This is a genomic window from Marinococcus halophilus, assembly GCF_002265875.1.
Lineage (GTDB): Bacteria > Bacillota > Bacilli > Bacillales > Marinococcaceae > Marinococcus > Marinococcus halophilus.
Map to the genome: position 1 here is coordinate 120,837 of NZ_NPFA01000004.1, position 25,427 is coordinate 146,263.

General features: G+C 48.8%; 27 protein-coding genes. All 27 read right to left on the reverse strand.

Annotation, left to right across the window (positions count from 1 at the left end; translation table 11 throughout):
• Positions 1–25 precede the first annotated feature (25 nt).
• The 27 genes from CHL76_RS05770 to rpsA all read right to left on the reverse strand — a co-directional run bounded on the left by CHL76_RS05770 (position 26) and on the right by rpsA (position 25,366).
• Positions 26–1,285 carry a tetratricopeptide repeat protein gene (locus tag CHL76_RS05770; RefSeq protein WP_094908092.1) on the reverse strand — a complete coding sequence of 420 codons (1,260 nt, stop codon included), beginning with the start codon at positions 1,283–1,285 and terminating at the stop codon, positions 26–28.
• Between the two features lie 285 nt (positions 1,286–1,570).
• Positions 1,571–2,671 carry a prephenate dehydrogenase gene (locus CHL76_RS05775; RefSeq protein WP_079476579.1) on the reverse strand — a complete coding sequence of 367 codons (1,101 nt, stop codon included), beginning with the start codon at positions 2,669–2,671 and terminating at the stop codon, positions 1,571–1,573.
• 79 nt (positions 2,672–2,750) lie between these two features.
• Complete coding sequence (hisC, locus tag CHL76_RS05780; protein ID WP_079477043.1) at positions 2,751–3,851, reverse strand: histidinol-phosphate transaminase; 1,101 nt, start codon at positions 3,849–3,851, stop codon at positions 2,751–2,753.
• 35 nt (positions 3,852–3,886) lie between these two features.
• A complete protein-coding gene (gene trpA, locus CHL76_RS05785; RefSeq protein ID WP_094908093.1) occupies positions 3,887–4,711 on the reverse strand; it encodes a tryptophan synthase subunit alpha in 825 nt (274 codons plus the stop codon).
• Complete coding sequence (gene trpB / locus CHL76_RS05790; protein ID WP_079476581.1) at positions 4,704–5,906, reverse strand: tryptophan synthase subunit beta; 1,203 nt, start codon at positions 5,904–5,906, stop codon at positions 4,704–4,706. The genes trpA and trpB overlap by 8 nt, the downstream gene beginning before the upstream one ends.
• The gene (locus CHL76_RS05795) at positions 5,884–6,549 is read right to left on the reverse strand and encodes a phosphoribosylanthranilate isomerase (RefSeq protein ID WP_079476582.1); all 666 of its coding nucleotides are present in this window, start codon (positions 6,547–6,549) and stop codon (positions 5,884–5,886) included. Before CHL76_RS05795 ends, trpB begins: the two co-directional genes overlap by 23 nt.
• A complete protein-coding gene (trpC, locus tag CHL76_RS05800) occupies positions 6,524–7,306 on the reverse strand; it encodes an indole-3-glycerol phosphate synthase TrpC (protein ID WP_094908094.1) in 783 nt (260 codons plus the stop codon). Before trpC ends, CHL76_RS05795 begins: the two co-directional genes overlap by 26 nt.
• Positions 7,299–8,324 (reverse strand): anthranilate phosphoribosyltransferase, encoded by a 1,026-nt coding sequence (trpD, locus tag CHL76_RS05805; protein WP_079476584.1) that lies wholly within the window; start codon positions 8,322–8,324, stop codon positions 7,299–7,301. The genes trpC and trpD overlap by 8 nt, the downstream gene beginning before the upstream one ends.
• Positions 8,302–9,825, reverse strand: coding sequence for an anthranilate synthase component I (trpE, locus tag CHL76_RS05810; RefSeq protein ID WP_307725190.1), 1,524 nt, complete (start codon positions 9,823–9,825; stop codon positions 8,302–8,304). Before trpE ends, trpD begins: the two co-directional genes overlap by 23 nt.
• A 240-nt stretch (positions 9,826–10,065) precedes the next feature.
• Positions 10,066–10,455 (reverse strand): chorismate mutase, encoded by a 390-nt coding sequence (gene aroH / locus CHL76_RS05815; RefSeq protein WP_332908337.1) that lies wholly within the window; start codon positions 10,453–10,455, stop codon positions 10,066–10,068.
• 4 nt (positions 10,456–10,459) lie between these two features.
• Positions 10,460–11,539, reverse strand: a complete 1,080-nt coding sequence (aroB, locus tag CHL76_RS05820; protein ID WP_094908096.1) for a 3-dehydroquinate synthase — start codon at positions 11,537–11,539, stop codon at positions 10,460–10,462.
• Positions 11,540–11,542: 3 nt separating this feature from the next.
• Positions 11,543–12,715 carry a chorismate synthase gene (gene aroC / locus CHL76_RS05825; protein WP_094908097.1) on the reverse strand — a complete coding sequence of 391 codons (1,173 nt, stop codon included), beginning with the start codon at positions 12,713–12,715 and terminating at the stop codon, positions 11,543–11,545.
• A 113-nt stretch (positions 12,716–12,828) separates the two neighbouring features.
• Entirely contained in the window at positions 12,829–13,644 is an 816-nt protein-coding gene (locus tag CHL76_RS05830; RefSeq protein WP_158219084.1) for a CheR family methyltransferase, read from the reverse strand.
• A 180-nt stretch (positions 13,645–13,824) separates the two neighbouring features.
• A complete protein-coding gene (locus CHL76_RS05835; protein WP_079476589.1) occupies positions 13,825–13,998 on the reverse strand; it encodes a YqaE/Pmp3 family membrane protein in 174 nt (57 codons plus the stop codon).
• 69 nt (positions 13,999–14,067) lie between these two features.
• Entirely contained in the window at positions 14,068–14,517 is a 450-nt protein-coding gene (gene ndk, locus CHL76_RS05840) for a nucleoside-diphosphate kinase (RefSeq protein WP_079476590.1), read from the reverse strand.
• Between the two features lie 83 nt (positions 14,518–14,600).
• On the reverse strand, positions 14,601–15,572 hold the full coding sequence (hepT, locus tag CHL76_RS05845; RefSeq protein ID WP_094908098.1) for a heptaprenyl diphosphate synthase component II: 972 nt from the start codon (positions 15,570–15,572) through the stop codon (positions 14,601–14,603).
• 11 nt (positions 15,573–15,583) lie between these two features.
• Complete coding sequence (locus CHL76_RS05850; RefSeq protein ID WP_158219085.1) at positions 15,584–16,444, reverse strand: menaquinone biosynthesis protein; 861 nt, start codon at positions 16,442–16,444, stop codon at positions 15,584–15,586.
• Between the two features lie 48 nt (positions 16,445–16,492).
• The gene (locus tag CHL76_RS05855) at positions 16,493–17,353 is read right to left on the reverse strand and encodes a UbiA-like polyprenyltransferase (RefSeq protein ID WP_079476593.1); all 861 of its coding nucleotides are present in this window, start codon (positions 17,351–17,353) and stop codon (positions 16,493–16,495) included.
• Between the two features lie 30 nt (positions 17,354–17,383).
• A complete protein-coding gene (locus CHL76_RS05860) occupies positions 17,384–18,088 on the reverse strand; it encodes a demethylmenaquinone methyltransferase (RefSeq protein ID WP_079476594.1) in 705 nt (234 codons plus the stop codon).
• 15 nt (positions 18,089–18,103) lie between these two features.
• Positions 18,104–18,862 (reverse strand): heptaprenyl diphosphate synthase component 1, encoded by a 759-nt coding sequence (locus tag CHL76_RS05865; RefSeq protein ID WP_079476595.1) that lies wholly within the window; start codon positions 18,860–18,862, stop codon positions 18,104–18,106.
• A 98-nt stretch (positions 18,863–18,960) separates the two neighbouring features.
• Positions 18,961–19,188: a trp RNA-binding attenuation protein MtrB gene (mtrB, locus tag CHL76_RS05870; RefSeq protein WP_079476596.1), complete on the reverse strand. Its 228-nt coding sequence runs from the start codon at positions 19,186–19,188 to the stop codon at positions 18,961–18,963.
• An 80-nt stretch (positions 19,189–19,268) separates the two neighbouring features.
• The gene (gene folE, locus CHL76_RS05875; protein ID WP_079476597.1) at positions 19,269–19,835 is read right to left on the reverse strand and encodes a GTP cyclohydrolase I FolE; all 567 of its coding nucleotides are present in this window, start codon (positions 19,833–19,835) and stop codon (positions 19,269–19,271) included.
• A gap of 114 nt (positions 19,836–19,949) precedes the next feature.
• Positions 19,950–20,984 carry an NAD(P)H-dependent glycerol-3-phosphate dehydrogenase gene (locus tag CHL76_RS05880; RefSeq protein WP_079476598.1) on the reverse strand — a complete coding sequence of 345 codons (1,035 nt, stop codon included), beginning with the start codon at positions 20,982–20,984 and terminating at the stop codon, positions 19,950–19,952.
• A gap of 14 nt (positions 20,985–20,998) precedes the next feature.
• On the reverse strand, positions 20,999–21,655 hold the full coding sequence (gene plsY / locus CHL76_RS05885) for a glycerol-3-phosphate 1-O-acyltransferase PlsY (RefSeq protein ID WP_079476599.1): 657 nt from the start codon (positions 21,653–21,655) through the stop codon (positions 20,999–21,001).
• Between the two features lie 32 nt (positions 21,656–21,687).
• Positions 21,688–23,001, reverse strand: a complete 1,314-nt coding sequence (der, locus tag CHL76_RS05890; protein WP_079476600.1) for a ribosome biogenesis GTPase Der — start codon at positions 22,999–23,001, stop codon at positions 21,688–21,690.
• A 142-nt stretch (positions 23,002–23,143) separates the two neighbouring features.
• Positions 23,144–24,199, reverse strand: coding sequence for a type 2 isopentenyl-diphosphate Delta-isomerase (gene fni, locus CHL76_RS05895; RefSeq protein ID WP_079476601.1), 1,056 nt, complete (start codon positions 24,197–24,199; stop codon positions 23,144–23,146).
• A 12-nt stretch (positions 24,200–24,211) separates the two neighbouring features.
• Positions 24,212–25,366 carry a 30S ribosomal protein S1 gene (gene rpsA, locus CHL76_RS05900; RefSeq protein ID WP_079476602.1) on the reverse strand — a complete coding sequence of 385 codons (1,155 nt, stop codon included), beginning with the start codon at positions 25,364–25,366 and terminating at the stop codon, positions 24,212–24,214.
• Positions 25,367–25,427: the final 61 nt, after the last annotated feature.

Here is a 25,427-nt window from a genome sequence, read left to right on the forward strand (position 1 = left end):
AGGAAAAGACACCAGGTTCGTGTCTTTATTCGCTCATACGAAGGTCTTCAAGCAGAAGCTGCAGCTCTGTGTTGTCCGGCTGCATAACTGAAGCCTGTTCCAGATGCTTCAACGCGTTTTCACGGTAGCCAAGCTCGAGCAGCAGACGTCCGTATTCTTCGAGAAATACTTCGTTTTCCTGGTATACGCTGTAAACCTCTTCATACTTTTCCTTTGCCTCGACGGGCTCGTCCTGAAGGTTTTTGGCACGGGCATAGTACCACTGAAAACGCACGTCCGGCTCGCCCATTTCGTACAAATGATCAATCAGATCAATCATTGCCTCTGGTTCTTCCTGCTCCATCCACATGCTGAGGAGCGCATTCGCCGCTTCCAGATGTCCCGGATTTAAAGCCAAAGCCTCTTTCAGGTGTTTCTCTCCTTCTCCTTCATTGCCAAGTGCCATGTAAAGCTTTCCGGCTTCCGCATACAGATTCTCATTGTGTTCATCTTCCTTTATGCCAGCCTGTGCTGCTTCAAGGGCCTTTTCATGATCTTCGAGCCCTTCGTAGCTTCGCACCAGGTACGGATATAACGCCACAAAGTCTTTATCCATATTCCGGAGTTCTTCAAATTTCTCCGCGGCCAGCTGATAAACACTCACCTGTAGAGCCGTATACCCATAGCCGAACAGCGCATGAAGCTCGGTGTGTTCTTTCAGTCCGGCTTCGTAGTAATTCAGCGCATCCTCAAATGAACCGGTTACGCTGTATGCTTCAGCGAGACGTAGGTTCAGACTGCCGTCCGGAAATTTAAACCCGGCGCCCTCGGCCTGCTTCAAGTAAGGAATACTTTTGGCATAATCCCCACGCGATAAATAATAATCGCCGACAGCGGCAAGCAGTACCGGCTCTTCAGGGCTCTGCTTTAAGGCGTCCAGAAGTTTCTGTTCCGCTACTTCATCAAGCCCCTGCATCTGATACAGATCGGCCAGCAGAAGCTGAGCCCGTAAATATTCTTCGTCTGATTCTTTCACTTCGAGCAGCCACTCAATTGCCTCATCTTCATCGTCGAGGTCAATGGCATTCTCGGCCGCCGTAGTGAGCAGAGCCCCCTCGTCCGGGTAGTTCCCGAGCAGCTCTTCAATAAGTGGCTGAGCCTTATCCGAGCGGCCCAGCTCCTGGTACACTTCCACAATATCGTATTTTTCCTGATCGTTCGCAGATTTGGTATATTTCTCGAGCTCTTCCAGGCCTTTTTCCGTATCACCATTTTTTATCGTTTCGAGGATCGTTTCTAAATTCACGCCGTCAACAACCTTTCTCCCAGATAAATCTCGTTTAGCACTGTGTAATTATAGCAAACATTGCCTGCTGTGACGAACAGAAAACCTTTAATCCCGCCTCCTTGATAACGCTTGCAAAAACAAAAAAAAACACCCGATGTCTACTCATCAGGTGTGCCGCCATTCCGGCTAGTTTTAAGATAAAGAGTATGGATAGGAGTGGAGAGAAACCATACGCTAATATTAGTATAACGTAATTGTAAGCGTTGTCAATGATTCTCTCCTATTTTTTCATTCTTTTTTGCGTTACCCAATATAAGATTCATAATCATGCTTTTCAAGCTGCTGCATTCCAGCCCGCCGGTCGTTTTCAGTACGGAACGTCAGCTGCAGCACTCCCATGATGTCCTCTCTCGTTTCAAGAATTCGTATATTAATAATACTGATACCGCTTCGTCCAAGAATCCCGGTTACATCTGAAATCACCCCGGGGTGGTCCGGCACGTCGACAAACAGGTCATAAATAGCCGGTATGGCTCCCTGTTTTTTAGCCGGCAGGCCATCCCGGTACGACTTGGCATGCTCAAAAAATTGATATATTTGTTGCTTGTCCTGCAGGACAAGCATTTGTTCAATGGCACTCATCTGCTGTTTCCAGTCTTCCATCAGCTGCCGCATGACGTCATTGTTTTTCAGCAGAATATCCGTCCACATTTCGGGACTGGCTGAAGCGATTCTTGTAATATCCCGAAACCCGCCGGCGGCGAGCTTCGTTACCCAGGCTTGTTCGTCCTCCATCCCCTTCACCTGATGTACGAGTGCCGATGCTACAATATGCGGAAAATGACTGATTACTCCTGTCAGCATATCGTGCTGCTCGTAGGACAACTCAATAAACTTTGCCTGCGTGCCCTGAAGCCACTCTTTAATCTCTCCAACCTTTTCGGAAGAGCCCGGGCCGTTTGGCACCAGTACGTAGTAGGCATTTTCGAACAGGCGGACACGGGCGGCATGAACGCCGCTTTTATGTGAGCCGGCCATCGGGTGGCCTCCGATAAAATGTACTTGCTTTCCCGATAAAACTTCTGCCTGTTCACAGATTGATGTCTTTGTACTGCCGACGTCGGTGACGATGGCTCCGGATTTCAGAGACATGCCAGCCAGCTGTACCAGCAAGTTCTCGGTCGTTGCCACCGGGGTGGCAAGCACAATCAGATCTGCTTCCTTTACGGCTTCCTGCAGGCCCGGGGCAGCTTCGTCAATAACATTCAAAGAGACCGCAAGCTTGGTCTGCGCTTCGTCCACGTCTGTTCCTGTAATATACACGCCAGGGTGCTCCTGTTTGATGGCAAGGGCAATCGATCCTCCGATCAGTCCCAGCCCGATAACTGCTGCTTTTTTCTGCATCTGTTTCCCTCCAGGCCTCTCTTTGTTCCATACATAAAAACACCCGGCCCACGCGGAGCCGGGTTCCAGGCACTGCCCGCTAAAGCTTGGCCTGCTGGTGTTCAAGCACTTCACTCAATGTCTTTCGGAAGGCTTCGTTCTGCTCTTCAGTTCCTATCGTTACACGGATCGATTCCGGATAGCCAAGAGCTTCTCCTGAGCGGATGATAATCCCCTTTTTCAGCATCTCATTAAAAACGATGCTGCCTGCCACTCCGGTATGAATCAACAGAAAATTAGTCTGCGAAGGGACATAGTCCAGCCCCTGCCCTTCACAAAACGCCGTCATTTTTTCGAGTTCTTTTTTGTTTTGCTCCCGGCAATTTTCAATAAAGCTGCGGTCCTTCAACGCAGCTGTTGCTGCCCTTTGGGCAACAGCTGTTACGTTAAACGGCGGCCGCACCGGGTCCAGAGATTGAATCAGCTCTTCATGGCCGATTCCGTACCCGACCCGAAGCGATGCCAGGCCGTATGCTTTTGAGAATGTACGTAAAAGCAGGAGGTTCGGGTATTCCTTCAGCAGCTTCAGCGTGTCCGGATAATCCTTTGCAGTAACGTATTCGATATACGCCTCGTCCGACACCACCAGGACATTTTCCGGCACCCGGTCAAGAAAGTCTACAAACGCTTCCTCATTGATGTAAGCTCCCGAAGGGTTATTCGGGTTACACACCCAGATGATGCGTGTGTTCTCATCGATTGCTTCAAGCATTGCTTCGAGCTGATGCTCTCCGTGCACCGCCGGAATTTCCCGGATTTCTGCTCCTTCAATAACCGCGTTATGTTTATACTGCGAAAATGAAGGAACTGCCATGACTGTATTTGTATCCGGTCCAAGCATTGCCCGGCAAAGCATCAAAATCACTTCATCAGAGCCGGCGCCAAACAGCAGCTGTTTTTCCCCGACATTCAGCTCTTCAGCGACGGCCTGACGCAGTTCGGCCGCATAGCCATCCGGGTAAATTTCCGGATCGGCTGCAGCTGCTTGAATCGCCTGTTTGGCCTCCTGCGGAGCACCATATGGATTTTCATTGGAAGCCATTTTATGAACAGTGGCCAGGCCAAGCTCCCGTTTTACTTCTTCAATCGGTTTTCCCGGCTGGTAAGGCGTCATGCCTTTAATCTGTTTTTTAATATACAACATTGTCACCTCGTCTTTGTATGCTGATTACTATCTTACGACGAAATTAACGTGGAGACAAAGGTTTTAATTTCGTTCAGTGCCTGGTTTCGATCTGCTTTATTACTCGAAGTCAAGGCTTCCTGCTGCTCTTCAACAATTTTCATAATCGCACTGCCAACAACAATACCGTCGCTCACACCATCAAGCAGCTCCACCTGCCGGCGGTTGGATATACCAAAACCGACGGCGACCGGCACCGTACTTGTTTCTTTTACTTTGCGGATAAATGCATAGGCTTCATCCGGGAAGGCATCTCTGGTGCCGGTTACGCCGAGACTTGAGACGCAGTACAGAAAACCCCGGGCCTGGGAGGCAATTTTTTCAATACGGTGGGCAGACGTTGGTGCCACGAGTGAAATGACCGACAATCCTTTCTCTTTAGCAAAGGTACTAATCAAACTGCTTTCTTCCATGGGAAGGTCCGGAATCAGCACCCCGTTTGCTCCCGCAGATGCCGCTTCTTTGACAAACGTTTCTTCTCCCATGCGGAGTACCGGATTGACGTAGGAAAACACGACGACCGGAATGGTCAGCCCGTGTTCTCTCATCGTCCGGATTAGGCGCAGAGCCCCTTTCAGGCTCATGCCTCCTTTGAGCGCACGCTGGGCTGAGCGCTGAAGCAGCGGCCCATCAGCCAGCGGATCAGAATACGGAATGCCAAGCTCTAAAATATGAGCCCCCGCCTCCTGAAGCGAAAGAGCAATCGAAATGGTCGCCTCCTCATCCGGATCCCCTGCCATAATAAATGGCACGAACAAAGGGTACGATGCCCGAGTTGCTGCTTCTTCCACCGTCAGCACATTTGTTGCTTTATTCATCACTGCTCTCTCCTTCCATGCGGCGGCGGATCGTTTCGACATCTTTGTCCCCGCGGCCCGAGAGGCAGATAACGATTCGTTCATTTCTGTCCATCTGTTTGGCTTTTTCAAACGCCAGGTAGAGCGCGTGGGAGGATTCAATTGCCGGTAGAATACCTTCTTTTTTCGTTAACAGCGAAAGTGCTTCCAGCGATTCTTCGTCTGTCACACCCGTGTATTCTACGCGTCCGCTTTCGGCCAGATGGGCGTGCTCCGGCCCAATGCCCGGGTAGTCCAGCCCCGCGGAAATAGAATACGGCTCAATAATCTGCCCGTTTTCGTCCTGGATTAAATACGTCAGCGATCCGTGAATCACCCCGCGGGTGCCTTTTGAAATCGTTGCTGCGTGCTGGGCGGTATGAACGCCCATGCCGGCTGCCTCTGCCCCGTAAAGCTTTACATTGTCTTCGAGAAACGGATAAAACATGCCGATCGCATTGCTTCCGCCCCCCACGCATGCTGCAATCGCATCTGGAAGAGCCCCGCAACACGTCTGCATCTGCTGTTTTGTTTCGTCTCCAATAATCCGCTGGTAGTTCCGGACAATCATTGGATAAGGGTGCGGCCCGACAACGGATCCAATTAAATAAAACGTATCTTCAACGTTCGTCACCCAGTAGCGGATCGCTTCGTTGGTAGCATCCTTTAAAGTTTTGTTTCCGGACGAGGCAGGCAGCACTTCCGCTCCGAGCAGCTCCATGCGGAAAACATTCAGTGCCTGCCGTTCCATATCCTCTTCACCCATAAACACTTTGCACTCCAGCCCGAACTTCGCACAAACCGTAGCTGTTGCTACTCCGTGCTGGCCCGCTCCGGTTTCTGCAACAATTTTTGATTTCCCCATCCGTCTGGCCAAAAGCACCTGGCCGATGGCATTATTTAACTTATGGGCGCCGGTATGGAGCAGGTCCTCCCGTTTTAAATAAATCTGCGCTCCGCCCAGGTGCTCCGTCAAATGCCCAGCAAACGTCAGCGGGGTTTCACGGCCGGCATATTCACGCAGAATATCCTGATATTCTTCATGAAAGGACGCATCCCCCCAGGCAGCGTTAAATGCTTCTTCAAGCTCCTCCAGTGCATACATGAGCGTTTCCGGCACGTATTTTCCGCCATAATCCCCGTACCGTCCACGTTCATCGGGATATATCTGCTGCATAGCTATTCAACCTCTTCTCTAATTGTTCTAATAAGCCGGCATCTTTTATTCCGTCTTTTTCCAGGCCACTGGAAATATCAATACCTGCCGGATGATACGCGAGCAGGTCTTCAACATTTTCCGGGCGAACGCCTCCTGCGATAAATAGCGGAAGCCGGTGGGCTTTTCCAGCTTTTATATAACCGGGTACGTGCTCCCAGGCGAAGGATTCGCCTGACCCTCCAAACCGGCCATTGACTTTGGCGTCGATGATGAAGCCATCAACATAATCCGCATAGGCATCAATCTGTTGATGCGTATATTCTCCGTGCGGAAGGGCTTTCCACACATCCTTCCCAGTACGGTGGCGAATAACAGCTGCTTCCTCCGGTGGTTCTTCGCCGTGGAGCTGGATTACGTCCGCCTGAATTTCTTCAACGACAGCAATCACTTTCCGGACCGGGGCATTCACAAACAGGGCAGCTATTTTTTTACTGCACAGCGGGTGAGCCTGCAGCCATTTTCGCACGTTGGCAGGCTCTACGTTTCTTTTCCCCGGGGCGAAAACAAACCCTGCAAACGACGCGGAGGAAGAAGCCGCAAGCCGTACATCGTTTTCGGAATGCAGGCCGCACATTTTAAACATCGGTGTCTGTGGAAGCATGAATATTCACTCCCCGTAATTTTAGTAGCGCCTCCCGCACATCCGGCTGCCTCATCAGTGATTCACCGACAAGAGCCGCCTCTGCTCCGAGCAGCTGCACATAATCAAGATCTTCCTTTGTACGGATGCCGCTTTCGCTGACGAGCACACTGTCTTCCGGTATAAATGAAGCTGCTTTCCCTGTCTGCTCGAGCTCTGTATGGAACGTGTGAAGGTCACGATTATTAATACCGATAATTTCCGGGGTAAACTGATGAAGCAGTTCATGAAGCATTTCCGGGGAATGAGCTTCTACAAGTACTTCCATACCCAGCTTGTAAGCCTGTTGATACAATTCATGGAGTTTCTCCGGGGCAAGTGCTTCTGCAATCAGTAAAATGGCGTCTGCCCCCATTGCTGCACTCTCCTCCACCTGTCTGGAATCGATAATAAAATCCTTGCGCAGCACAGGCAGCGAGGAAAGGGTTTTAACCGCTGTCAAATAACTGCCGCTTCCCTGAAAATACGTTTCATCGGTCAATACTGACAGGGCGGCAGCCCCTCCCTGTTCGTAGTCTAAAGCGATCGTTTCCGGATCAAAATCGTTTCGTATCAGTCCTTTGGATGGAGAAGCTTTTTTTACTTCCGCGATAATTTGTACATTCAGCGGATCCTGCTGCAATGCGTTTTTCAACGAACGAAACGGCACGTCCGGCCGCTCGCCGATCACAATACGGGAGAGCTCTTCCTGTTTGGTTTGCAGTATTTTTTCAAGCATACGTTGATTTAACCTCATTTCCCCGCAGACGCTGCAGCTGTTGCTCGGCCTGGCCGCCGCCGATGGTCTCTTCTGCAAGCTGTACGCCATCTGCAATTGTTTCTGCCCGGCCGACAGCGTAAAATGCAGCGCCCATGTTTAAAAGTAAAATATCTTTTGCTGCCCCGGTTTTTGAGCCATTAAAAATATTTTCAATTAGAGATGCGCTTTCCTCTGCCGTTTCCACCTGTACCTCCTCGATAGGAGCCCTTGTAAGGCCTGCTTCCTCAGGTGTAATTTCATATTTCGTAATTTCACCATCACGAAGCTCCGTGATATACGTACTGTCTGAAATCGTCATTTCATCGAGGCCGTCTCTGCCAGTAACAAATAGCGCACGGCTCGCACCCAGGTTTCTTAGCACGTAAGCCATTTTTTCCCCGTATTCCCGGTCGAACACACCGACTACCTGGATATCGGCATTTGCCGGATTCGTTAACGGTCCGAGCACATTAAAAATCGTACGAAAGCCCAGTTCTTTTCTGGGAGTGACCGCATGCTTCATGGCTACATGGTACAGAGGGGCAAACAGAAAGGCCAGGCCTTTTTCCTGCAGAGCTTTCACTGCTTCCTCCGGCCCTGACTGTACGGGCACTTGCATCGTTTCAAGCACATCGGCGCTGCCGCTTTTGGATGAAACCGAGCGGTTGCCGTGCTTGGCCACCTTGATCCCTGCTCCACTCAACGCGATCGCAGAAGCAGTGGAAATGTTGTACGTGGAACTTACGTCGCCGCCGGTGCCGCACGTATCGAGAAGAGAAGGTTCTTCATGCTCTAATGAAAGGGCATGCCGGCGCATACTGCGGACAAAACCAGTTAACTCTTCCACCGTTTCGCCCCGAAACCTCATGATGGTAATAAGGCCGGCAATCTGGCTTGGTGTAGCCTCACCCTGCATAATAAAGTCCATAGCCTGTTCTGCTTCCTGTTCTTTTAGTGTATGCCCCTCAATGCATTTATTCAACAGTGCTTTGAGCATGAATATTCTCTCCCTTCTCATCGACAAACATTGCTTCAGCTGCAGCCACAGCACGGAGAAGAGCTGCCGCTTTGTTTTGTGTTTCTTCATATTCTGACTCCGGGTCCGAATCAGCAACGATGCCGGCCCCCGCCTGCACCTTTGCCACCTGATTTTCCACAAGCATCGTACGGATTGCAATACAGGAGTCAATGTTTCCGTCAAAACCCATATAGCACACGGCTCCGGCGTACATTCCTCGCCTTGTGGGCTCGAGTTCTTTCAAAATTTCCATCGCCCGGATTTTCGGTGCACCCGAAACAGTTCCGGCCGGAAAAGCAGACTGAAGGGCAGCTACCGGAGAGACAAATGGAGAAAGGCGCCCTGTCACCTTGGAAATGATGTGCATCACGTGCGAAAAACGGACCGTTTCAAGCAATACCGGTGTTTCCACCGTCCCGTAGGAGGCAATCCTGCCCACATCGTTTCGTGCCAAATCAACGAGCATAAAGTGTTCAGCCCGCTCTTTTTCATCGGCAAGGAGCTCTTGTTCAAACGTTTTATCCTCCTCATTCGTTTTGCCCCGCTTCCGGGTGCCAGCAATTGGATGAATTTCCACATGACCGTCCAGCACCTGGACAAGCCGCTCCGGAGAGCTTCCCACAACTTCTGTTTCCCCAAGGCGCAGGTAAAACAAATACGGTGACGGGTTAATCATCCGCAGTACCCGGTAAAGGTCAAAGCCGCTTACGGTCGTCGGAATCTCAAATCGCTGGGACAGCACCGTTTGAAATACGTCTCCGGCTACAATATACTCTTTGATTTTCTCCACCGCATTCATAAAGCTTTCCTTCGAATAATTAGATTGGACCCGGCTGAAGTCCACTGCTGTATTTTTTTCAAGCGGAGGATACATTGCAGAGCCTGAATTTCCATTCTGAAGGCTTTTTTGAAGCTTCCCGACCGTATTTTTTGCTTCTTCAAACCGGCCGTCAGGCGCTGTCTCTGTATGTTCATCGTAATAAATGATCGTCAGCTCTTTGTTTGTCTGGTCGAGTGCCATAATCGTCTGGCAGTACACGAAATGAATGCGCGATTCCGGAGACGTCTCTGGAGCAAGCTTTGGTTCAAACAGTTCTACTGCATCGTACGACAGCGCTCCAACAGCTCCTCCTTTAAAGGGAAGATCCACCTCCGGGAGCGCAGGGTCAATATAATCTGTTGCCTGCTGCATGCACGATTCCAGATCAGCTGCTGTAAGTACAAGGGTCCCGTCTATCTTCTCGAGACGAAACTCCCCTCCCTGTTCTACAATCCGGTAGGAGGGATGAAGCCCGACAAATGAGTACCTGGACCACGGGGATGCTTCGTCTTTACTTTCAAGCAGATACACCGCATCCTCCTGAAAGTGACGGAACACATCAATCGGGGTGAGAGTATCGGAAAAGTAATGCTCCATATAGGGAATCGTCCGGTGGGATGCACATGCATCAGTAAATACTTGCTTCGTTGTTTTGGTCACGGTTTTTCCTCCTTTAGTGGAAAAGCATGCCAGAACACAAGAAAAACCTCTCTGCAGGCAGAGAGGCATAATAGAAGAGAACCCTGCATATGCTACGCAGGATTGTTTTGTTAAATGTATCGTTAGGTATCTTCTATTCTCTGCTATTCTGTCTCTGCTCTTCTAACTCTCTAGGCTGCCTCCGGCGGCAGCGCTCGTCTATACCTTAACTGTCGATTCTCTAAACTTATCCTTATCCTACTAGGAATCGTTCTGCTTTGTCAAACCCAGATCCGGACGAAGCGCTACTGCCTCGTTTAAAAAGACATGCTGCACATCTTTTGCAGGCACTTTCACGTCCGCAGTCATCATCACGCGGATGCACTTCTCCAGACTGCCGGGCACTGGTATCTCCTGGGCACACATTACGGGCACAAATTCCCAGCCCGGGATTTCCCTTGCCGCTTTTGCTGGAAAAGCAGCGTTGAGGTCGGAAGTGACCGTAAACCAAATATGTGACACCTGATCTGCAGTAATATGATTTTCCGCAATCATCTCCCGGAGCACCCGTTCGGTTTCCTCCCAGATCTCTTCTGCACGATTTTCTTTTACCGTTGTTGCTCCCCTTACACCTCGTATCACTATGGTCACCTGCCTATTTGTAGTAGCGATCTAGCAGCTGCCTGATCGTATCTTCTTCCACTTTTGCTTTCCGTGGCTTCCCTGGTTCCTCAAGCAGCACGTAATGGATATTCCCGTGGGAAGTCTTTTTATCTCTTTTCATTGATTCCACCAGCGTGGCCGCTGAAAGCTCACCGGGGGCGTCCATTGGATAGCCGAGCGATTCGAGCCATTTTTTTTCTTTGCCCAGGTCCCAGTGGCCCACGCCCTCATCGTTACTTAAGGCGAGCGCAAACCAAAGGCCGGCCGCCACACCTTCCCCATGAGTAATCCGGCCGTACCCCAACTCTTTTTCCAAGGCATGGCCCAGGGTGTGCCCCAGGTTTAAAAACGCCCGCACTCCCTGCTCGCGTTCGTCTTCTTCGACAATACGGGCTTTGACTTCAATCGACCGTCTGATCCATGAAGCGACTTCAGGTGACTTCATATCTTCCACACTCTGGACGCGGGCTTTTAAATCCTGTAAAAAGCTCTCTCCGTCAAGATAGGCATGCTTGATCATTTCTGCGAATCCAGAGCGCCACTCGGCGTCTGGCAGGGTATGAAGCGTCTGTATATCGTATATTACGGCAAGTGGCGGGTGAAAAGCGCCAGCGAGATTTTTGCCGGCATTCAGGTTAATACCGGTCTTCCCCCCCACACTGCTGTCCTGAGCAAGAAGAGTGGTCGGCAATTGAATATAGTCCACACCCCGCATGTACCCAGCCGCTGCAAACCCGGTCAAGTCTCCTGCCACACCGCCGCCGAGTGCTACAAAGACTGATTTTCTGTCCATCTCCTTTTCCGCTGCGAACTCCCAAAGCCGGGCAAGCTCCGTTACCGATTTGGATCCTTCTCCTGAAGGCATCACATAGGTGCTTACGGGAAGCAGCCGGGCGAGCTGGCTTTCTGTTTCTCTCCGGTACAGAGCTTCTACCGCCTCGTCCACGACGAGCAGAAAGCGGCTTTTGCCGGCCGCCGTTTCCTGTAAAACGTCTCCAAGCTGATAGCGGAGCCCTTCCCCGATTATTACCGGATAGCTTCTTTTCTCCGCTTGTATCTGTACGGTTTCCATCGCTTAAAATTCCTTCGCTTCCTGTACGTACTCTTCAAAATTCCGGCGGATGCGGTCAACATTATCTGTGCCGAACATATCCAAAAAGGATACAGCCACTTCGAATGCTACAACGTTTTCCATCACAACTGAGGCAGCAGGCACCGCACAGCTGTCCGAACGCTCAATGCTCGCTTTAAACGGCTCTTTAGAATCAATGTCTACGCTTTGCAGCGGCTTGTAGAGAGTTGGAATCGGCTTCATCACGCCCTGAATGACTACTGGCATACCGTTTGTCATACCGCCCTCAAAACCACCAAGGTTATTGGTGCTGCGATAGTAGCCGTGCTCTTTGTCCCAGACAATTTCATCATGAACCTGGCTCCCCGGCCGGTTCGCTGCTTCAAAGCCAATACCGACTTCCGCCCCTTTAAAAGCGTTAATGCTTGCAACGGCCCCAACGATTTTACCGTCAAGCTTATGATCGTACTGCACATGGCTTCCCAGCCCCACCGGCAGGCCTTCCACCACAGTCTGTACAACGCCGCCAATGGAATCGCCATCTGCTTTCGCCTTGTCGATCGCTTCCATCATTTGCTTCTCTGCTTCCGGATCCAGGCAGCGAACCGGGGAAGCTTCTGTTTTTTCCTGCAGTTCCTGGATGGAGGAATAAGACGTCTGCGCTGAATGAATACCGCCAATCGTAAGTACCTGTCCGCCAACCTCTATTCCAAAGGTCTTAAGAATTTTTTTCGCGAGTGCCCCCGCCATTACCCGGGCGGTCGTTTCTCTTGCCGAAGACCGCTCGAGGACATTTCTCATGTCGCGGTGGCCGTATTTAATAGCCCCGTTCAAATCCGCATGACCAGGACGCGGGCGGGTAATTTTCCTTTTCACTTTTTCCGCTTCCTCTTCAGATAAAGGCTCCGTGCCCATAATTTTTTCCCAGTGTTTAAAATCGTCGTTTTCTACGACCATTGTGATAGGTGCTCCGGTCGTTTTTCCGTGCCGGACCCCGCTTAAAAACTTCACTTTATCTTTTTCAATCTGCATCCTGCGGCCGCGGCCGTAACCGCCCTGGCGCCTAGCCAGCTCCTGGTTGATGTCCTCTTCAAGAAGCTCCATCTGTGCCGGAACTCCCTCAACGATCGTTGTCTGTTGTGGTCCGTGTGATTCCCCTGCGGTTAAAAATCTCATGTGTGCCTTCTCTCCCCTTTACTCCATGCGTATCTCTTTAGTGCTTTTATGCAGTAAATGATAACATACTCCTCTATTTAGCGAAACTGCCTTCTGCCATCTTCCTGAAAAGCTTATATTTTACGGTAAAAAAAAGTCCCGACCGGCTCAAATTTATACTTTTCCGGATGAAACATCTGCTCCGTGCTTCCGACAAACAACACCCCGCCCGGCCGCAATGTTTGATAAAACTGATGATAAATATATTCCTTTGCTTCTTCAGTAAAATAAATCATCACATTTCTGCAAATGATAACATCTACATCCCTTACTGGTTTGTCTGCAAGAAGATTCTGCTTTTTAAAACGAATATCTTTGGCCGCAGCTTTTGTATCAAATTGGTAGGCAGGCGGGCCTGCCTGGAAATATTTTTGCAGATATGCCGGCGGCACATTTTCTACAGCCCGGCTTGAATAGATGCCCAACTGCGCCTGCTCAAGAATCCGGCGGTCAATGTCAGTGGCAGTAATAGAAAAAGATACTCCCGAAAATTGTTCTTTCATCATCATCCAAAGAGAGTATGGTTCTTCCCCCGTGGAACAGGCTGCAGACCAAATGTGCGGGTTGCTTTGCTTTTTAACTATTTCTGGAAGAATCGACGTCTGCAGCACCTCCCACCGGGAGGGATTACGAAAAAATTCGGAAACATTAATGGTCATCCGGTCCAGCATTTCTTCTAAAAGTACTTTGTCATTTTGAATCCCCCGGTTATATAAATCTGTAAACGAGTGAAACCCTTTTTTCTGCAGAAAGGAAAACAGGCGCCGCTTCATCTGCTCCTCTTTGTATAAATGCAGATCCAGACCGGTGAGGCCTTTCATTTTTTGCACAAACACACCATAATCATCGTTTATTTGATCTTCCACTACTGTGTTCTGCCTGCCTGTCATAGTATCCCCACTTTACTGAGTATCAATATTATAGCACGGCGTTCTTTTTTCATCAGAGACCGTGCGAAGACCTTTTTAATTATATCGACTGGCGGCATAAAAATATTCAATTGAAATAATACAGAAGGCGTTTTGATAGATTATAAAAAAACGAGCCCCCTGATGGGGACACGTTTTAAGTTAGTACCTTTTCGCTCGTTTTTCTGCTTTGGCATCTGCAACAACAAAGCAGGCATGAATGGACGCCGGCACCCAGAAAATCAGGAGCAGCAGAAAATTAATAAACGCCTGAAATGGCCGGCCAACGATTAATACAGCCACCGGCGGCAAAAGTATTGCCAGTAAATACATCATTAGTTATCACCCTTATCTTGGATTGTCTATAAGGGTGTATTCCCAAAAGCATGTCAGCTTAATCTTATTTTACAGCCAGGCATCAATGGCACGCTCGTACTCGAGCACTTCTTCTGCTTTGAAGAACAAACCAATTTCCCGGTCCGCACTTTCGAGAGAATCCGAACCATGGACTACGTTTTTTTCTTTTATATGGCCATAATCGCCGCGGATTGTTCCTGCCAGTGCTTCTTTTGGATCTGTTTTCCCGATCAGTGCCCGGGAAATATGTATGGCGTCCTGGCCTTCAAGCACTACGGCAAATACTGGCCCTGACGTAATAAAACTGACCAAATCATCAAAAAAAGGCTTTTCCTTATGTTCTTCGTAATGCGTTTGAGCTAATTCAGTTGAAATACGCATGAATTTACCGGCAGCCATTTTCAATCCTTTTTCTTCAAAGCGTTGAACAATTCTGCCGACTAAGCCGCGCTGGACCCCGTCCGGCTTTACCATCACAAACGTTCGTTCACTGGTCATAATACTTCCCCCATCCATAACTATTTACCAAAAATAGTATAGCAAAAGTTGAAAGCGTTAGCAATTACAGGCTGGACGGGAAATTAATATTTTCTGCCGCCAATATATGCAGCTATATCCTTTAAAGAGTCCTTTGCCTCTATTTCCGGCAAAGTAGCAATGGCTTCATATGCTTTCTCAAGATACCGTTCGCTCATCGCTTTCGCGTATTCTATTCCCCCGGAATTGTTAATTTTTGAAAGAATTCGGGAGACCTGCTCTTCGTCTACCCTCTCTTCCAGAATGGCCGCACTAATTTCTTCCTGTAGATGGGGATTGTGATACATGGCAAACAGCGCAGGGAGCGTTACATTTCCCTGCCTCAGGTCACCGCCGGCCGGCTTTCCGAGCTCTTTTTCACTGCCGGTGAAGTCAAGAATGTCATCGATAATCTGGTAGGACATGCCAAGGTGATAACCGTAGCGGTAAAGCTGGCGCTGTGTTTGCTTCGACGCTCCGGCACTAGCAGCTCCAAGTTCACATCCGGCAGCAATCAATACCGCTGTTTTTCTCCGGATTCTTCGCAGATAAGTACGCAGCGGCTGATCCCAGTTATACTGATCGCGAATCTGTTCGATCTCTCCTACGCATATTTCGATCAGCGTTTTCGAGATAATCCGGTTAATAACTGGGTCCCGGTAATAAGCAGCCCGTTCGACCGCACTACCAAAGATGTAATCGCCAGTATACATTGCTACTTTATTGTCCCACGCGGCTTTCACTGTAGGTTCACCCCGACGCAGTTCGGCATCATCTATCACGTCATCATGAACAAGAGAAGCCATGTGTATCAGTTCGAGCGAGGCAGCAGCGTGCTTAATGTGCCCGATATCATAATTTCCAAATTTCGCGCTTAACAACACTAAAACCGGCCGGATGCGCTTGCCCCCAGCTTTCAATAAATGATTCGACGCTTCTGTTAAGACGGCATGCTTCGAATCCACCGCTTCCTCGAGCGTCTTTTCAATCACTTTTATATCCGGTTTCAAGTCTCTGTACAGATCCATCAGCTTCATCTTATTCACCTTCAAAATAAATAATGCACCTCGTCTCCCGGCTGCAAAATATCTAAACTTTCAACTGCTTCATTTAAATACCCATACTTATAAGCGAGATGGTAATAATAAAGCAGGCCTTCCTGTTCTTTGGTCCCAAGCGTGAAATGAAGGCCCCGGAAGTACTCCTGCCAGTAAGCACTGCTCCCTCCAAGCTGCTGGCTGTACTCAGCGGCCATGCCGGTAAAATTATCTCGTTCAGCTTTCTGGCGGCTCTGTAAAAAATTCTGGTAAAGCACTGTCCACGTACTCTCATTCTGCTGAAACGAATCATTTTGGACAGCAAATACGGCATAAACCATTGGAAGCCCGGTATGAGCATACCACAATTCGCCGAGGTCGTACTGGAACCAATCACTCTCTTCCCATGAAGCTTTAATGGCGTCGTCGCCAATTAAAAGGTAAGCGTCGTTCTGTTCTTTCATTTTCACTGGGTCCGGGGTCTGTGTCTGGTAATCTGCCTCTGTCACCTGGTAGAATTCCTGCAGAATGATTTTCAGCAGATGAACGCTGGTGGCGCTTGTCGAGGTCAAAGCAATCCGTCTTCCCGAAAGCTCGTCAACCGGGTACCTGGAGTAGAACAGAATGGACCTTACCTTCCCCACAGAAGCTACACAAACAGAAGGCAGAAGCGAAAGAGCACGTATGCTCGAGCCAAAAGCAAACGAAGAAACGGCGCTTCCGCTCAGTTTCTGTTCTTCGAGCTTCCGGTTCAGCGATGCCGGAACGTCCTGTTCGAATTGGACTCCTTCCTGAAGCAGCTTTTGCCGGTCAAGATAATAAAAAAACGGTTTTGCATTCGTATAAGCGATTTCTCCCATTGTTATGGACATAACCATCTCTCCAAATCGTATACATCTTCAAATATGCTAAGCAAGCTTTTACATTAAAATATCCCCGAGGGTAAATACCAATATCACGATACTAATGATTCCATTCATAGGAAAAAAAGCTACACCAACCTTTGACAGATCGTAAGGCTTCACCAGGGAATGTTCGTAAATCATGACCGCTGCGGCGGCGGCTAGACCGAGAAGGTAGAACCAACTGAGCGGGGAAAGCAGATACAAAATCAAAAGTGAAATAAGGCTGACAAGATGAAAACCCCGGGAGATATAAAGTGCTTTCGTAATCCCGAAGCGGGCCGGAATAGACTTTAGGCCGACGCGCTTATCGTATTCCGCATCCTGCGTAGCATAAATAATATCAAATCCACCAATCCACATCGCTACTGCCGCAAACAGCAAAAAAGCCTCCGGCTGCAGTGTGCCTGTTGCTCCGACCCATCCTCCGAGCGGAGCGATTCCGATTGTTACCCCTAAAAACACGTGGCAGAGCCAAGTAAAACGTTTTGTGTAGGAATACAGAGTCATAAAAAAGACAGGGATTGGCAGCAGATAAACGGCCAGCATGTTTAACTGGAAGGCAGCGATAAATAAAATAAAAAAAGAACCAAGCACAAACAAAATGGCTTGACCTCTTGAAACGTCTCCAGCAGGGATGGCACGTGTTTCCGTTCTAGGATTGCGGGCATCTATTTCTGCATCGATCAGGCGATTCAATGTCATTGCAGCGCTTCGTGCGCCAAACATTGCAAGTGTAATCCAGATCCAGTCAGCAATGGACGGCCAGGCTCCGTTGATCATGAGGCCGCCGAGCGCCGCTCCCAAAAATGCAAATGGGAGGGCAAATACGGTATGTTCAAATTTAATCATTTCTAAAATAGTTTTAAGTTTACTCATTGGTTCAACTTCCTTATTATTATCATCTTATCATTTTTTCCGTGCAATATGGGCACAGACCGTTCCGGCAGAAAAAGGAGACATCTGTACCTGGCTGAATCCTGCTTCCATGAACATTACCCCGAGCGTTTCTTTTGATGGGAATGCCATGGTCGACTCCTGCAGCCAGCGGTATTCCTCGTACCGATTAATTAATACCTTACCTACTATCGGCATAACCGATTGAAAGTAAAACGAATAGAATTTTTCTACTACATTGTTTTCCGGCCAGGATGTTTCCAGGCATACTGCGGTTCCGCCAGGCTTTAACACCCGCTGCATTTCCTTCAGCACCCGCAGATAGTCCGATACATTACGCAGACCAAAGCCTATTGTAACGTAATCAAACGAGTTATCCTCAAATGGCAGGTTGTTCACATTTCCGTGTATCAAATCAATGTTTGCAAGCTGTTCCCGTTGAATTTTTTCCCGTCCGACTTCGAGCATCTTTTCGCTGAAATCGATCCCGGTGACACCGCCGCCTGGCCCTGCTGCTTTACCCAGCTGAATAGTCCAGTCTGCTGTCCCGCAGCATAAATCAAGCGCGGTTGTTCCGCGTCGGACGTTCATCTGCTTCATCGTTTTTTTCCGCCAGAGCTTATGCAGCCGGAAGCTGATCACGCTGTTCATGTGATCGTAGCTGCCTGAGATGGACTGAAATACTTGATATACTTTTTTTTCTTTTTGGGTAGCCATTATTGAAACCCCTCTTTACTCAATACCTACAGCTATCCATTCATCCATCAACGACTGCAGCGCAGTTGAAAGTTGATCGTCTTGTTTAACATGCTGATGAAAAAAGCTGTGTTCTTGATCGATTAATTGTTTTAGTATTTGCTGGGCGTTCTGTGATTGACATTCCCAGTGCTGCACCTGAACGGCACAGGCAGAAAATTCTTCACTGCGGTCAAACCACTCCCGTTCATGCATAAGCCTTTTCAAGGCGAATATAGATGAAGAAGCTACTGCCAGATGCTCTCGTCCGTAAAAACGAGTGACTGCTTCCACAATTCCTGCTTCGCCCGTTCTCAATGTTTGGAGCATATCGGCAAAATCCCGGCATTCCCCAAAATGCAGCTTCATTTTTGCCTCGTTCATGCTTCGGATTGCTGATGTAAAGATCAGAAGGATCTCCTGATGGAAGACAGTGCTTAGCAAGCGGTAGTAGAGACTGCTCATTAAATCGCCATTTAGAATCGTCAGCTGCCTTATCTTTTTGTCGTCTCCGTCATTATGGAGCTGAATTTGTTCATGAGCTTTAAACGCTGACTGTACGAGCAGCACAGCAGCGATTTGTTCCACTGCCTGCTCCTGGGAAACTTTGGTTTCCCTTAGCGCTTCCAGCAGCAGATAGATCGTTTCTTCGTGCGCTTCCGGCAGCCCGATTTTCTGCTCAATATACGAATGCTGGGTCAGGCGCTGAAACTCTTTTTTTATTTCCTCTGCACATTGTGTCCAGTAGTCGTTCATGCCGCTCCCCCCAACCCCTTAAATGCTGTTGATTTCATTTCTCGCATTCTCTGCTCTCCAATTATAGCACAGCCTCTTTATTTCCAAGAGAGAATGCTTTAATCTTCCTTGCTTCCTGCCTTCATTTCCCCGTAGCTCGTCTGTATAATCGCATTGCCGCGTACCTTAATCGCAGACGTATGCTCGGTAAACTGGGCGATGAGTACTTCTCCACCGTCCAATTTTTCCAGATGATGAAAACGGGTATCCTTGCCGCGGGTCAAACCCATGACATTGACACCATCTTCTTCTGCACGGATAACGATAAAATCATCTCCGTTCTGCATTTAAGACCCTCCCTGATTTCGGTTTGCGTTCATGGTAAAGCGCCCGCTCTCTGCAGGCGCCTGATAATTATCTGCTATTTTCAATGCTTGATAAGAGACAGAACTTCACTTCTTGCTGCCTGATCTTTTTCAAATGTTCCTCTCACCGCAGATGTCACCGTCATCGATCCCGGCTTTTTCACGCCGCGCATCGTCATGCACATATGTTCTGCTTCAAGCACCACCATCACACCGTGCGGTTCGAGCGTGGATACAATTTCGTTGGCGATCGTATAGGTGATGCGCTCCTGAAGCTGTGGACGCTTGGCGATCGTTTCTACGGTCCGTGCCAGCTTACTGAGACCTGTTACCATTCCGCCTTTAGGGATATAAGCTACGTGTGCTTTTCCAAAAAAAGGAACTAAATGATGTTCACACATCGAAAAAAATGGAATATCCTTTACCAGAACCAGTTCCTCATGGTCTTCCCCAAATACAGTTTTCAAATGCTCATCGGCTGATTCGTGCAGCCCGGCAAAAACTTCCTGATACAACCTCGCTACTCTGTCCGGAGTATCAAGCAGTCCTTCACGACCGGCATCTTCGCCTACTCCTTCGAGAATCAGCTTGACACCTTCTTTTATTTTTTCGTGATCGAAATTAGCCACCGTAAGTCCTCCAATCAACTTCTGCTGCCTTCAACTGCTGCTATTTGTCTTGAAAAATTTTAGCATAAGCCCTTTTAGAAAGCAAAAAAGGTGCCTTTGGATCTGAATGGCGCATTAATTATTATCAAGCAGCATGATGGAGTGCTCTTTTTCATTCTTCTTCCCACGCTCCATCAGGGATTTCGCCATGTTTTCCGGCGGCACGTGTTCAAACAGTACCTTGTACAGCCCTTCGGTAATCGGCATCTCTACTCCGAGTTCCCGGGACCAGTGGTACACAGCTTCAGTGGTGCGCACGCCTTCGACAACCATACCCATTTGTTCAAGCACATCTTCAAGGCTTTTACCCGACCCGATTTGATTCCCCGCACGCCAGTTCCGGCTATGTTCACTTGTACAAGTAACGATCAAATCCCCAAGGCCGGAAAGGCCGGTAAAGGTTAACGGCGAAGCCCCCAAATGAGTACCGAGGCGGGTGATTTCCGCCAGTCCTCTCGTCATTAAAGCAGCTTTTGCATTATCGCCGTACCCGAGACCTGAAGTAAGCCCAATGCCCAGAGCAATAATATTTTTCAACGCCCCGCCAAGCTCAACGCCAAGAAAATCATCATTTGTGTATACTCGAAAAGCCTGGTTCATAAACAATTCCTGTACAAGGGTCTGAACTTGTTCAGAGGTGCCGGATACCGCGACAGTGGTCGGCTGCTGCTCTGCTACTTCTTCCGCATGGCTGGGGCCTGAAAGTACTGCCATTCCTCGAAAAGAAAGATCCGCCCACTCTTCTTTCAGAATCTGTGACACTCTTAAAAACGATTCCGGTTCAATGCCTTTAGCTGCGTGGACGACAATGGTGTCCTCGTGAAGGTAGGGCATTAACTTGCGGGCGATTTTTCTGACTGCGCCGCTCGGGACCGCCAGCACAATATAAGAGGCCTTTTCGGCCGCTTCCTTCATGTCAGTGGTAGCCACGATGTTGTCGGGCAGTACGATGCCTTTTAAATAACCTTCGTTTTTGTGTGCCGTGTTGATTTCTTCAGCCAGTGCTTCCCTGCGGCACCAAAGACGTACTGTGTGCTGGTTTTGGCCTAAGACGGAAGCCAGGGCCGTCCCCCAGCTCCCAGCCCCAATAACAGCTGCCTGTTTCTTCATGTTTTTAACTCCTTTTATCCTTCCCTGCTTTTTTTATACAATGAACTTTCATTGCCGCGCAGCAGGCGGACGATATTTGTGCGGTGCTTCCATATCGACAGAAGGCCGAGGAAAACGGTTAGATACAAATAGGTCTCTGGATGGTCGTTGGTCGACTGGGTATAAAAGACGGCAACCGGAGTCAAAACAGCAAACAACAGTGACCCAAGCGACACGTAGCCAGTTATTGCAATGGCCGCAATGGCTATAATACCGACATAGATAGCCGGGAAAAAAACAAGTACACTGATGACCCCAATGGCCGTTGCTACTCCCTTACCGCCCCGGAACCCAAAATAAACCGGCCAGTTATGGCCAAGTACAGCAGCCAGTCCCCCAAGAGCGGGTGCCAGGCCATCCACCTGGCTTAATGACAAAAAGCCCGGCAGCAAAGTCGAAGCTGTCCATTGTAAAAAGAAGCCTAGCCAGACGGCCGCCATTCCCTTCAGCACATCCAAAAGAAGTACCACTACCGCCCATTTCGTTCCTAGTACCCGCCGGGTATTAGTAGCGCCGGCATTGCCGCTTCCTACAGAACGGACGTCCACCTTCTTTATCCGCTGAACAAATAGATAACTAAAACTAATTGAGCCAATTAGATAACCAATCACAACTGCAAGAACTACTCCCATTGCACTCTCCCCTTACCAAACATTTCCGGCTGCTATTCGTTTTTCTTTCTGGCTACAATCCGAAGCGGGGTGCCTTCAAACGAGAAAGCTTCGCGGCATTTGTTTTCCAAATATCTGCGATATGAAAAATGCAGAAGCTCCGGGTCGTTTACAAACAATACGATAACCGGAGGCCCGGAGGCCACTTGTGTTGCAAAATTAATACGCAGGCGTTTATTACTGTGGGTAGGTGTCGGATTCATAATCACTGCGTCCATGATCACTTCATTCAGAACGTTGGTAGGCACCCGCACGTGATGGTTTTCAGCCACCTGACGCACTACCGGCAGAAGGTTCTGCATTCTCCGCTTGGTTTTGGCAGAAAGGAAAACGATCGGTGCATAGTCCAGAAACTGGAATTCTTCCCGTATTTCTTCGGTAAACCGGTGCATTGTTTTGTCGTCTTTTTCTATTACATCCCATTTATTGACTACAATAACAATCGCCCGGCCAGAGTCATGCGCATAGCCAGCTACTTTTTTGTCCTGCTCCCGGATACCTGCTTCGCCGTCAAGCACCACTACGGCGACATCGGCCCGTTCCATGGCCCGCATCGCCCGGAGGACACTGTATTTTTCTGCTTTTTCATACACTTTTCCCCGCCGGCGCATACCCGCTGTATCAATAATGCTGTATTTTTGATCGTCTTTTTCAAACTCTGTATCCACCGCATCTCTCGTCGTACCAGGGATATCGCTCACAATTACCCGTTCTTCGCCCAGCACTGCATTCACGAGAGAGGATTTACCAACATTTGGCTGGCCAATGACAGCCATATGAATCGTGTCATCGTCCTTTTCTTCTTCTTCCTCCACAGGAAAACGTTCGAGTACTTCATCAAGCAGATCTCCGAGGCCGAGGCCATGGGAGCCTGAAATCGGAAATACTTCTCCAAGACCAAGCGAATAGAATTCGTACATCTGCTCCCGCATTTCATAATTGTCTATTTTATTCACAGCCGTGATGACTGGTTTCTTAGACCGAAGCAGAATATCTGCCACTTCTTCATCAGAAGCCGTAATACCATCCCGGCCATTCACGATAAAAATAATGACGTCTGCTTCATCAATGGCAAGCTTTGCCTGTTCCCGGATTTGCGTGAGCAGTGGTTCATCGTTTAGTTCAATGCCTCCGGTGTCAATTACGTGAAAGAAGCGGTGAAGCCATTCGCCCTCTCCGTAAAGTCTATCTCTTGTAATCCCAGGCTCGTCTTCGACGATAGCCATTCGTTCTCCGATAATGCGGTTAAATATTGTTGATTTGCCGACATTTGGCCTGCCGACAATGGCAACTGTAGGTTTTACCATCATTTTGATTCCTTTCTGTCTCTAAATCTATCTTCATTATCATAACACGAAACAGAACCGTTCCTCGCCCCCAAATTTGCATCAAGCCTTAAAACAAGGAAAGAACCAGGCACGTTTGTTGCGCCTGGTTGCTTTTCTGCCTTTATATTGAACGCCGGCTGTAGACAGTCGTGTCAATTCCGCGTTCTTTCAGCCAGTAGGCTGTCTCTCCGCGCAGGACTACCGGAGCTCTTTTCAGCTCCTCAATATTTTGTGCTCCCACCGCCGTCATCACTATTTTCAGTTCTTCCTGGGTCTGGCGAAGAAAAGCAGCGGCTCCATCCGCTCCGTGATTTTTAGCTTCCCGCAGAACCGCCCCTGCCATACCGCTTGCACTGCCTCCAAGGGCGATAATTTTTGCGATGTCCAGACCGTGCCGCACTCCGCCTGAGCCGATCACGCTTCCGGGGTGCCAAGCATGCACTGTTTCAGCAATGGCAGCTGCTGTCGGTATGCCCCATTGATCGAAAAAAGCAAATGGCTGGTTTCTCCTTTTATTTTCAATCATGGAAAAGTTAGTGCCTCCACTGCCTCCCGCATCAATGATGACCACTCCGGAACTACGCAGTTTGGCTGCTGTTTCAAAGGAGATACCAAATCCTACTTCTTTTACAATAACCGGTACAGAAAGACCTTCAGCAATACGCTTAATCCGCTCCAGGGCTCCCTGAAAATCCCTGTCTCCTTCCGGCATAACAAGTTCCTGAATAACGTTTAAATGAATCTGAAGGGCATCCGCCTGAATCATTTCTACTGCCTGCGCAGCCTGCTCCACGCTAACTTCACTTCCTGTATTGGCAAAAATAACGCCATCAGGGTTTTTTTCGCGGACGATTTTGTATGTATAGGATTCCTGTTCGTTTTTGATCGCCGATGTTTGAGACCCGACTGCCATAGCAACGCCGGTTGCTGCTGCAGCTTCTGCCAGTGACGCATTAACAGCGGCTGTTTCATCGCCGCCGCCACCTGTCATTGCATTAATAAGAATCGGCGAACTTAAGGAAAGTCCGCCGATTTCTACTGATGCATCTGTATAAAGAGAAGCTGAGTCAGGCAGACTCTGATGGACAAATTGAATGTCATCTAAACTGCTTTCGGCTGAAAAACCTGTGGATAAAGCATATTCAATGTGATCCTGTTTCCGCCTAGCCCGCGACACAAGCAAATCTCCTTACTTTTTATATTTTTTCAACTGATCGCCGACCATATCTCCGAGGGAGAAGCCAGCATGATCTTCTTCCGGTGCTTCGTATTCGCTTTGAACTTTCGAATCACTGGTCTCGGCGCTCTCAAGCTCTCTGATGCTTAACGAAATACGGTGCTCGGCAGGGTTAATATCAAGCACTTTAGCCGTTACTGCCTGACCTTCTTCAAGCACCTCTCCCGGCGTTCCGATGTGACGGTTCGCGATTTGGGAAATGTGGACAAGGCCTTCTACTCCGGGAGCCACTTCAACGAATGCGCCGAAGCTGACAAGCCGTTTTACATGACCGTCGATAACATCGCCGGCTTCAATTTGTCCTTCAATAGTTGTCCACGGTCCAGGGAGGGTATCTTTAATCGACAGAGATACTCTTTCGCTGTCCGGATCAACAGCCAAGATTTTTACTTCAATCTCATCGCCTTCGTTAACGACTTCTCCTGGTGATTCCACACGGTGATGGGCCATCTGCGAAATGTGGACAAGACCGTCGACACCGCCGACATCCACAAATGCACCAAAGTTAGTCAGGCGCTGCACTGTTCCTTTCACCGTATCTCCTACATTCAAGTTTTCAAGTACTTCTTTCTTCTTCACTTCGGCCTCCTCGTCCAGAACGGCACGCTGCGATAAAATCAGCTTGTTTTCTTCCGGATCTATTTCTGCAATTTTTAGTCTTAATGTTTTTCCCTGATAATCTGAAAAGTCTTCCACATAGTATCTTTCCACGAGCGAAGCCGGGATAAAGCCACGCACGCCTAAATCGACGACAAGCCCGCCTTTGACAATTTCAGCCACCTGGGCTTCAATGACATCGCCGGATTCATATTTTTCCTGAAGCTCGCCCCAGGATTTATCAGCAAGTGCTGCCCGGCGGGAGAGAACCAGCTCATCATCTTCCATTTTTGTCACTTTGAATTCGAGCTGATCTCCTTCCTTAAGCACATCGTCTACTTTCTCTACATGCAGGCTGGAAAGTTCACTGATCGGAATAACCGCATCAACTTTGTATCCTGCATCTGCATACGCTTGCTTTTCTTCTACTTTTGTTACTGTGGCAGTGATAATATCTCCCACGTTAAACTCTTTCATTCCTTCTAGTTCATTGTTCATTTCATCTGCCATTGACCATTGCCTCCTTCAGTGTCCTAAAATCCTGTCTATGGGGTTTTGGGGATTTCAAGGA

Excerpts from the sequence above, each read along its gene's own strand:
- CHL76_RS05775 (WP_079476579.1), bottom strand. The coding sequence starts at position 2,671 with ATGCAGAAAAAAGCAGCAGTTATCGGGCTGGGACTGATCGGAGGATCG.
- trpA (WP_094908093.1), bottom strand. The coding sequence starts at position 4,711 with ATGAATAAAGCAACAAATGTGCTGACGGTGGAAGAAGCAGCAACTCGG.
- trpB (WP_079476581.1), bottom strand. The coding sequence starts at position 5,906 with ATGCAGCAGATATATCCCGATGAACGTGGACGGTACGGGGATTATGGC.
- CHL76_RS05795 (WP_079476582.1), bottom strand. The coding sequence starts at position 6,549 with ATGCTTCCACAGACACCGATGTTTAAAATGTGCGGCCTGCATTCCGAA.
- trpC (WP_094908094.1), bottom strand. The coding sequence starts at position 7,306 with ATGCTTGAAAAAATACTGCAAACCAAACAGGAAGAGCTCTCCCGTATT.
- trpD (WP_079476584.1), bottom strand. The coding sequence starts at position 8,324 with ATGCTCAAAGCACTGTTGAATAAATGCATTGAGGGGCATACACTAAAA.
- aroB (WP_094908096.1), bottom strand. The coding sequence starts at position 11,539 with ATGGAAACCGTACAGATACAAGCGGAGAAAAGAAGCTATCCGGTAATA.
- aroC (WP_094908097.1), bottom strand. The coding sequence starts at position 12,715 with ATGAGATTTTTAACCGCAGGGGAATCACACGGACCACAACAGACAACG.
- CHL76_RS05830 (WP_158219084.1), bottom strand. The coding sequence starts at position 13,644 with ATGACAGGCAGGCAGAACACAGTAGTGGAAGATCAAATAAACGATGAT.
- CHL76_RS05835 (WP_079476589.1), bottom strand. The coding sequence starts at position 13,998 with ATGATGTATTTACTGGCAATACTTTTGCCGCCGGTGGCTGTATTAATC.
- ndk (WP_079476590.1), bottom strand. The coding sequence starts at position 14,517 with ATGACCAGTGAACGAACGTTTGTGATGGTAAAGCCGGACGGGGTCCAG.
- hepT (WP_094908098.1), bottom strand. The coding sequence starts at position 15,572 with ATGAAGCTGATGGATCTGTACAGAGACTTGAAACCGGATATAAAAGTG.
- CHL76_RS05850 (WP_158219085.1), bottom strand. The coding sequence starts at position 16,444 with ATGTCCATAACAATGGGAGAAATCGCTTATACGAATGCAAAACCGTTT.
- CHL76_RS05855 (WP_079476593.1), bottom strand. The coding sequence starts at position 17,353 with ATGAGTAAACTTAAAACTATTTTAGAAATGATTAAATTTGAACATACC.
- CHL76_RS05860 (WP_079476594.1), bottom strand. The coding sequence starts at position 18,088 with ATGGCTACCCAAAAAGAAAAAAAAGTATATCAAGTATTTCAGTCCATC.
- CHL76_RS05865 (WP_079476595.1), bottom strand. The coding sequence starts at position 18,862 with ATGAACGACTACTGGACACAATGTGCAGAGGAAATAAAAAAAGAGTTT.
- mtrB (WP_079476596.1), bottom strand. The coding sequence starts at position 19,188 with ATGCAGAACGGAGATGATTTTATCGTTATCCGTGCAGAAGAAGATGGT.
- CHL76_RS05880 (WP_079476598.1), bottom strand. The coding sequence starts at position 20,984 with ATGAAGAAACAGGCAGCTGTTATTGGGGCTGGGAGCTGGGGGACGGCC.
- plsY (WP_079476599.1), bottom strand. The coding sequence starts at position 21,655 with ATGGGAGTAGTTCTTGCAGTTGTGATTGGTTATCTAATTGGCTCAATT.
- der (WP_079476600.1), bottom strand. The coding sequence starts at position 23,001 with ATGGTAAAACCTACAGTTGCCATTGTCGGCAGGCCAAATGTCGGCAAA.
- rpsA (WP_079476602.1), bottom strand. The coding sequence starts at position 25,366 with ATGGCAGATGAAATGAACAATGAACTAGAAGGAATGAAAGAGTTTAAC.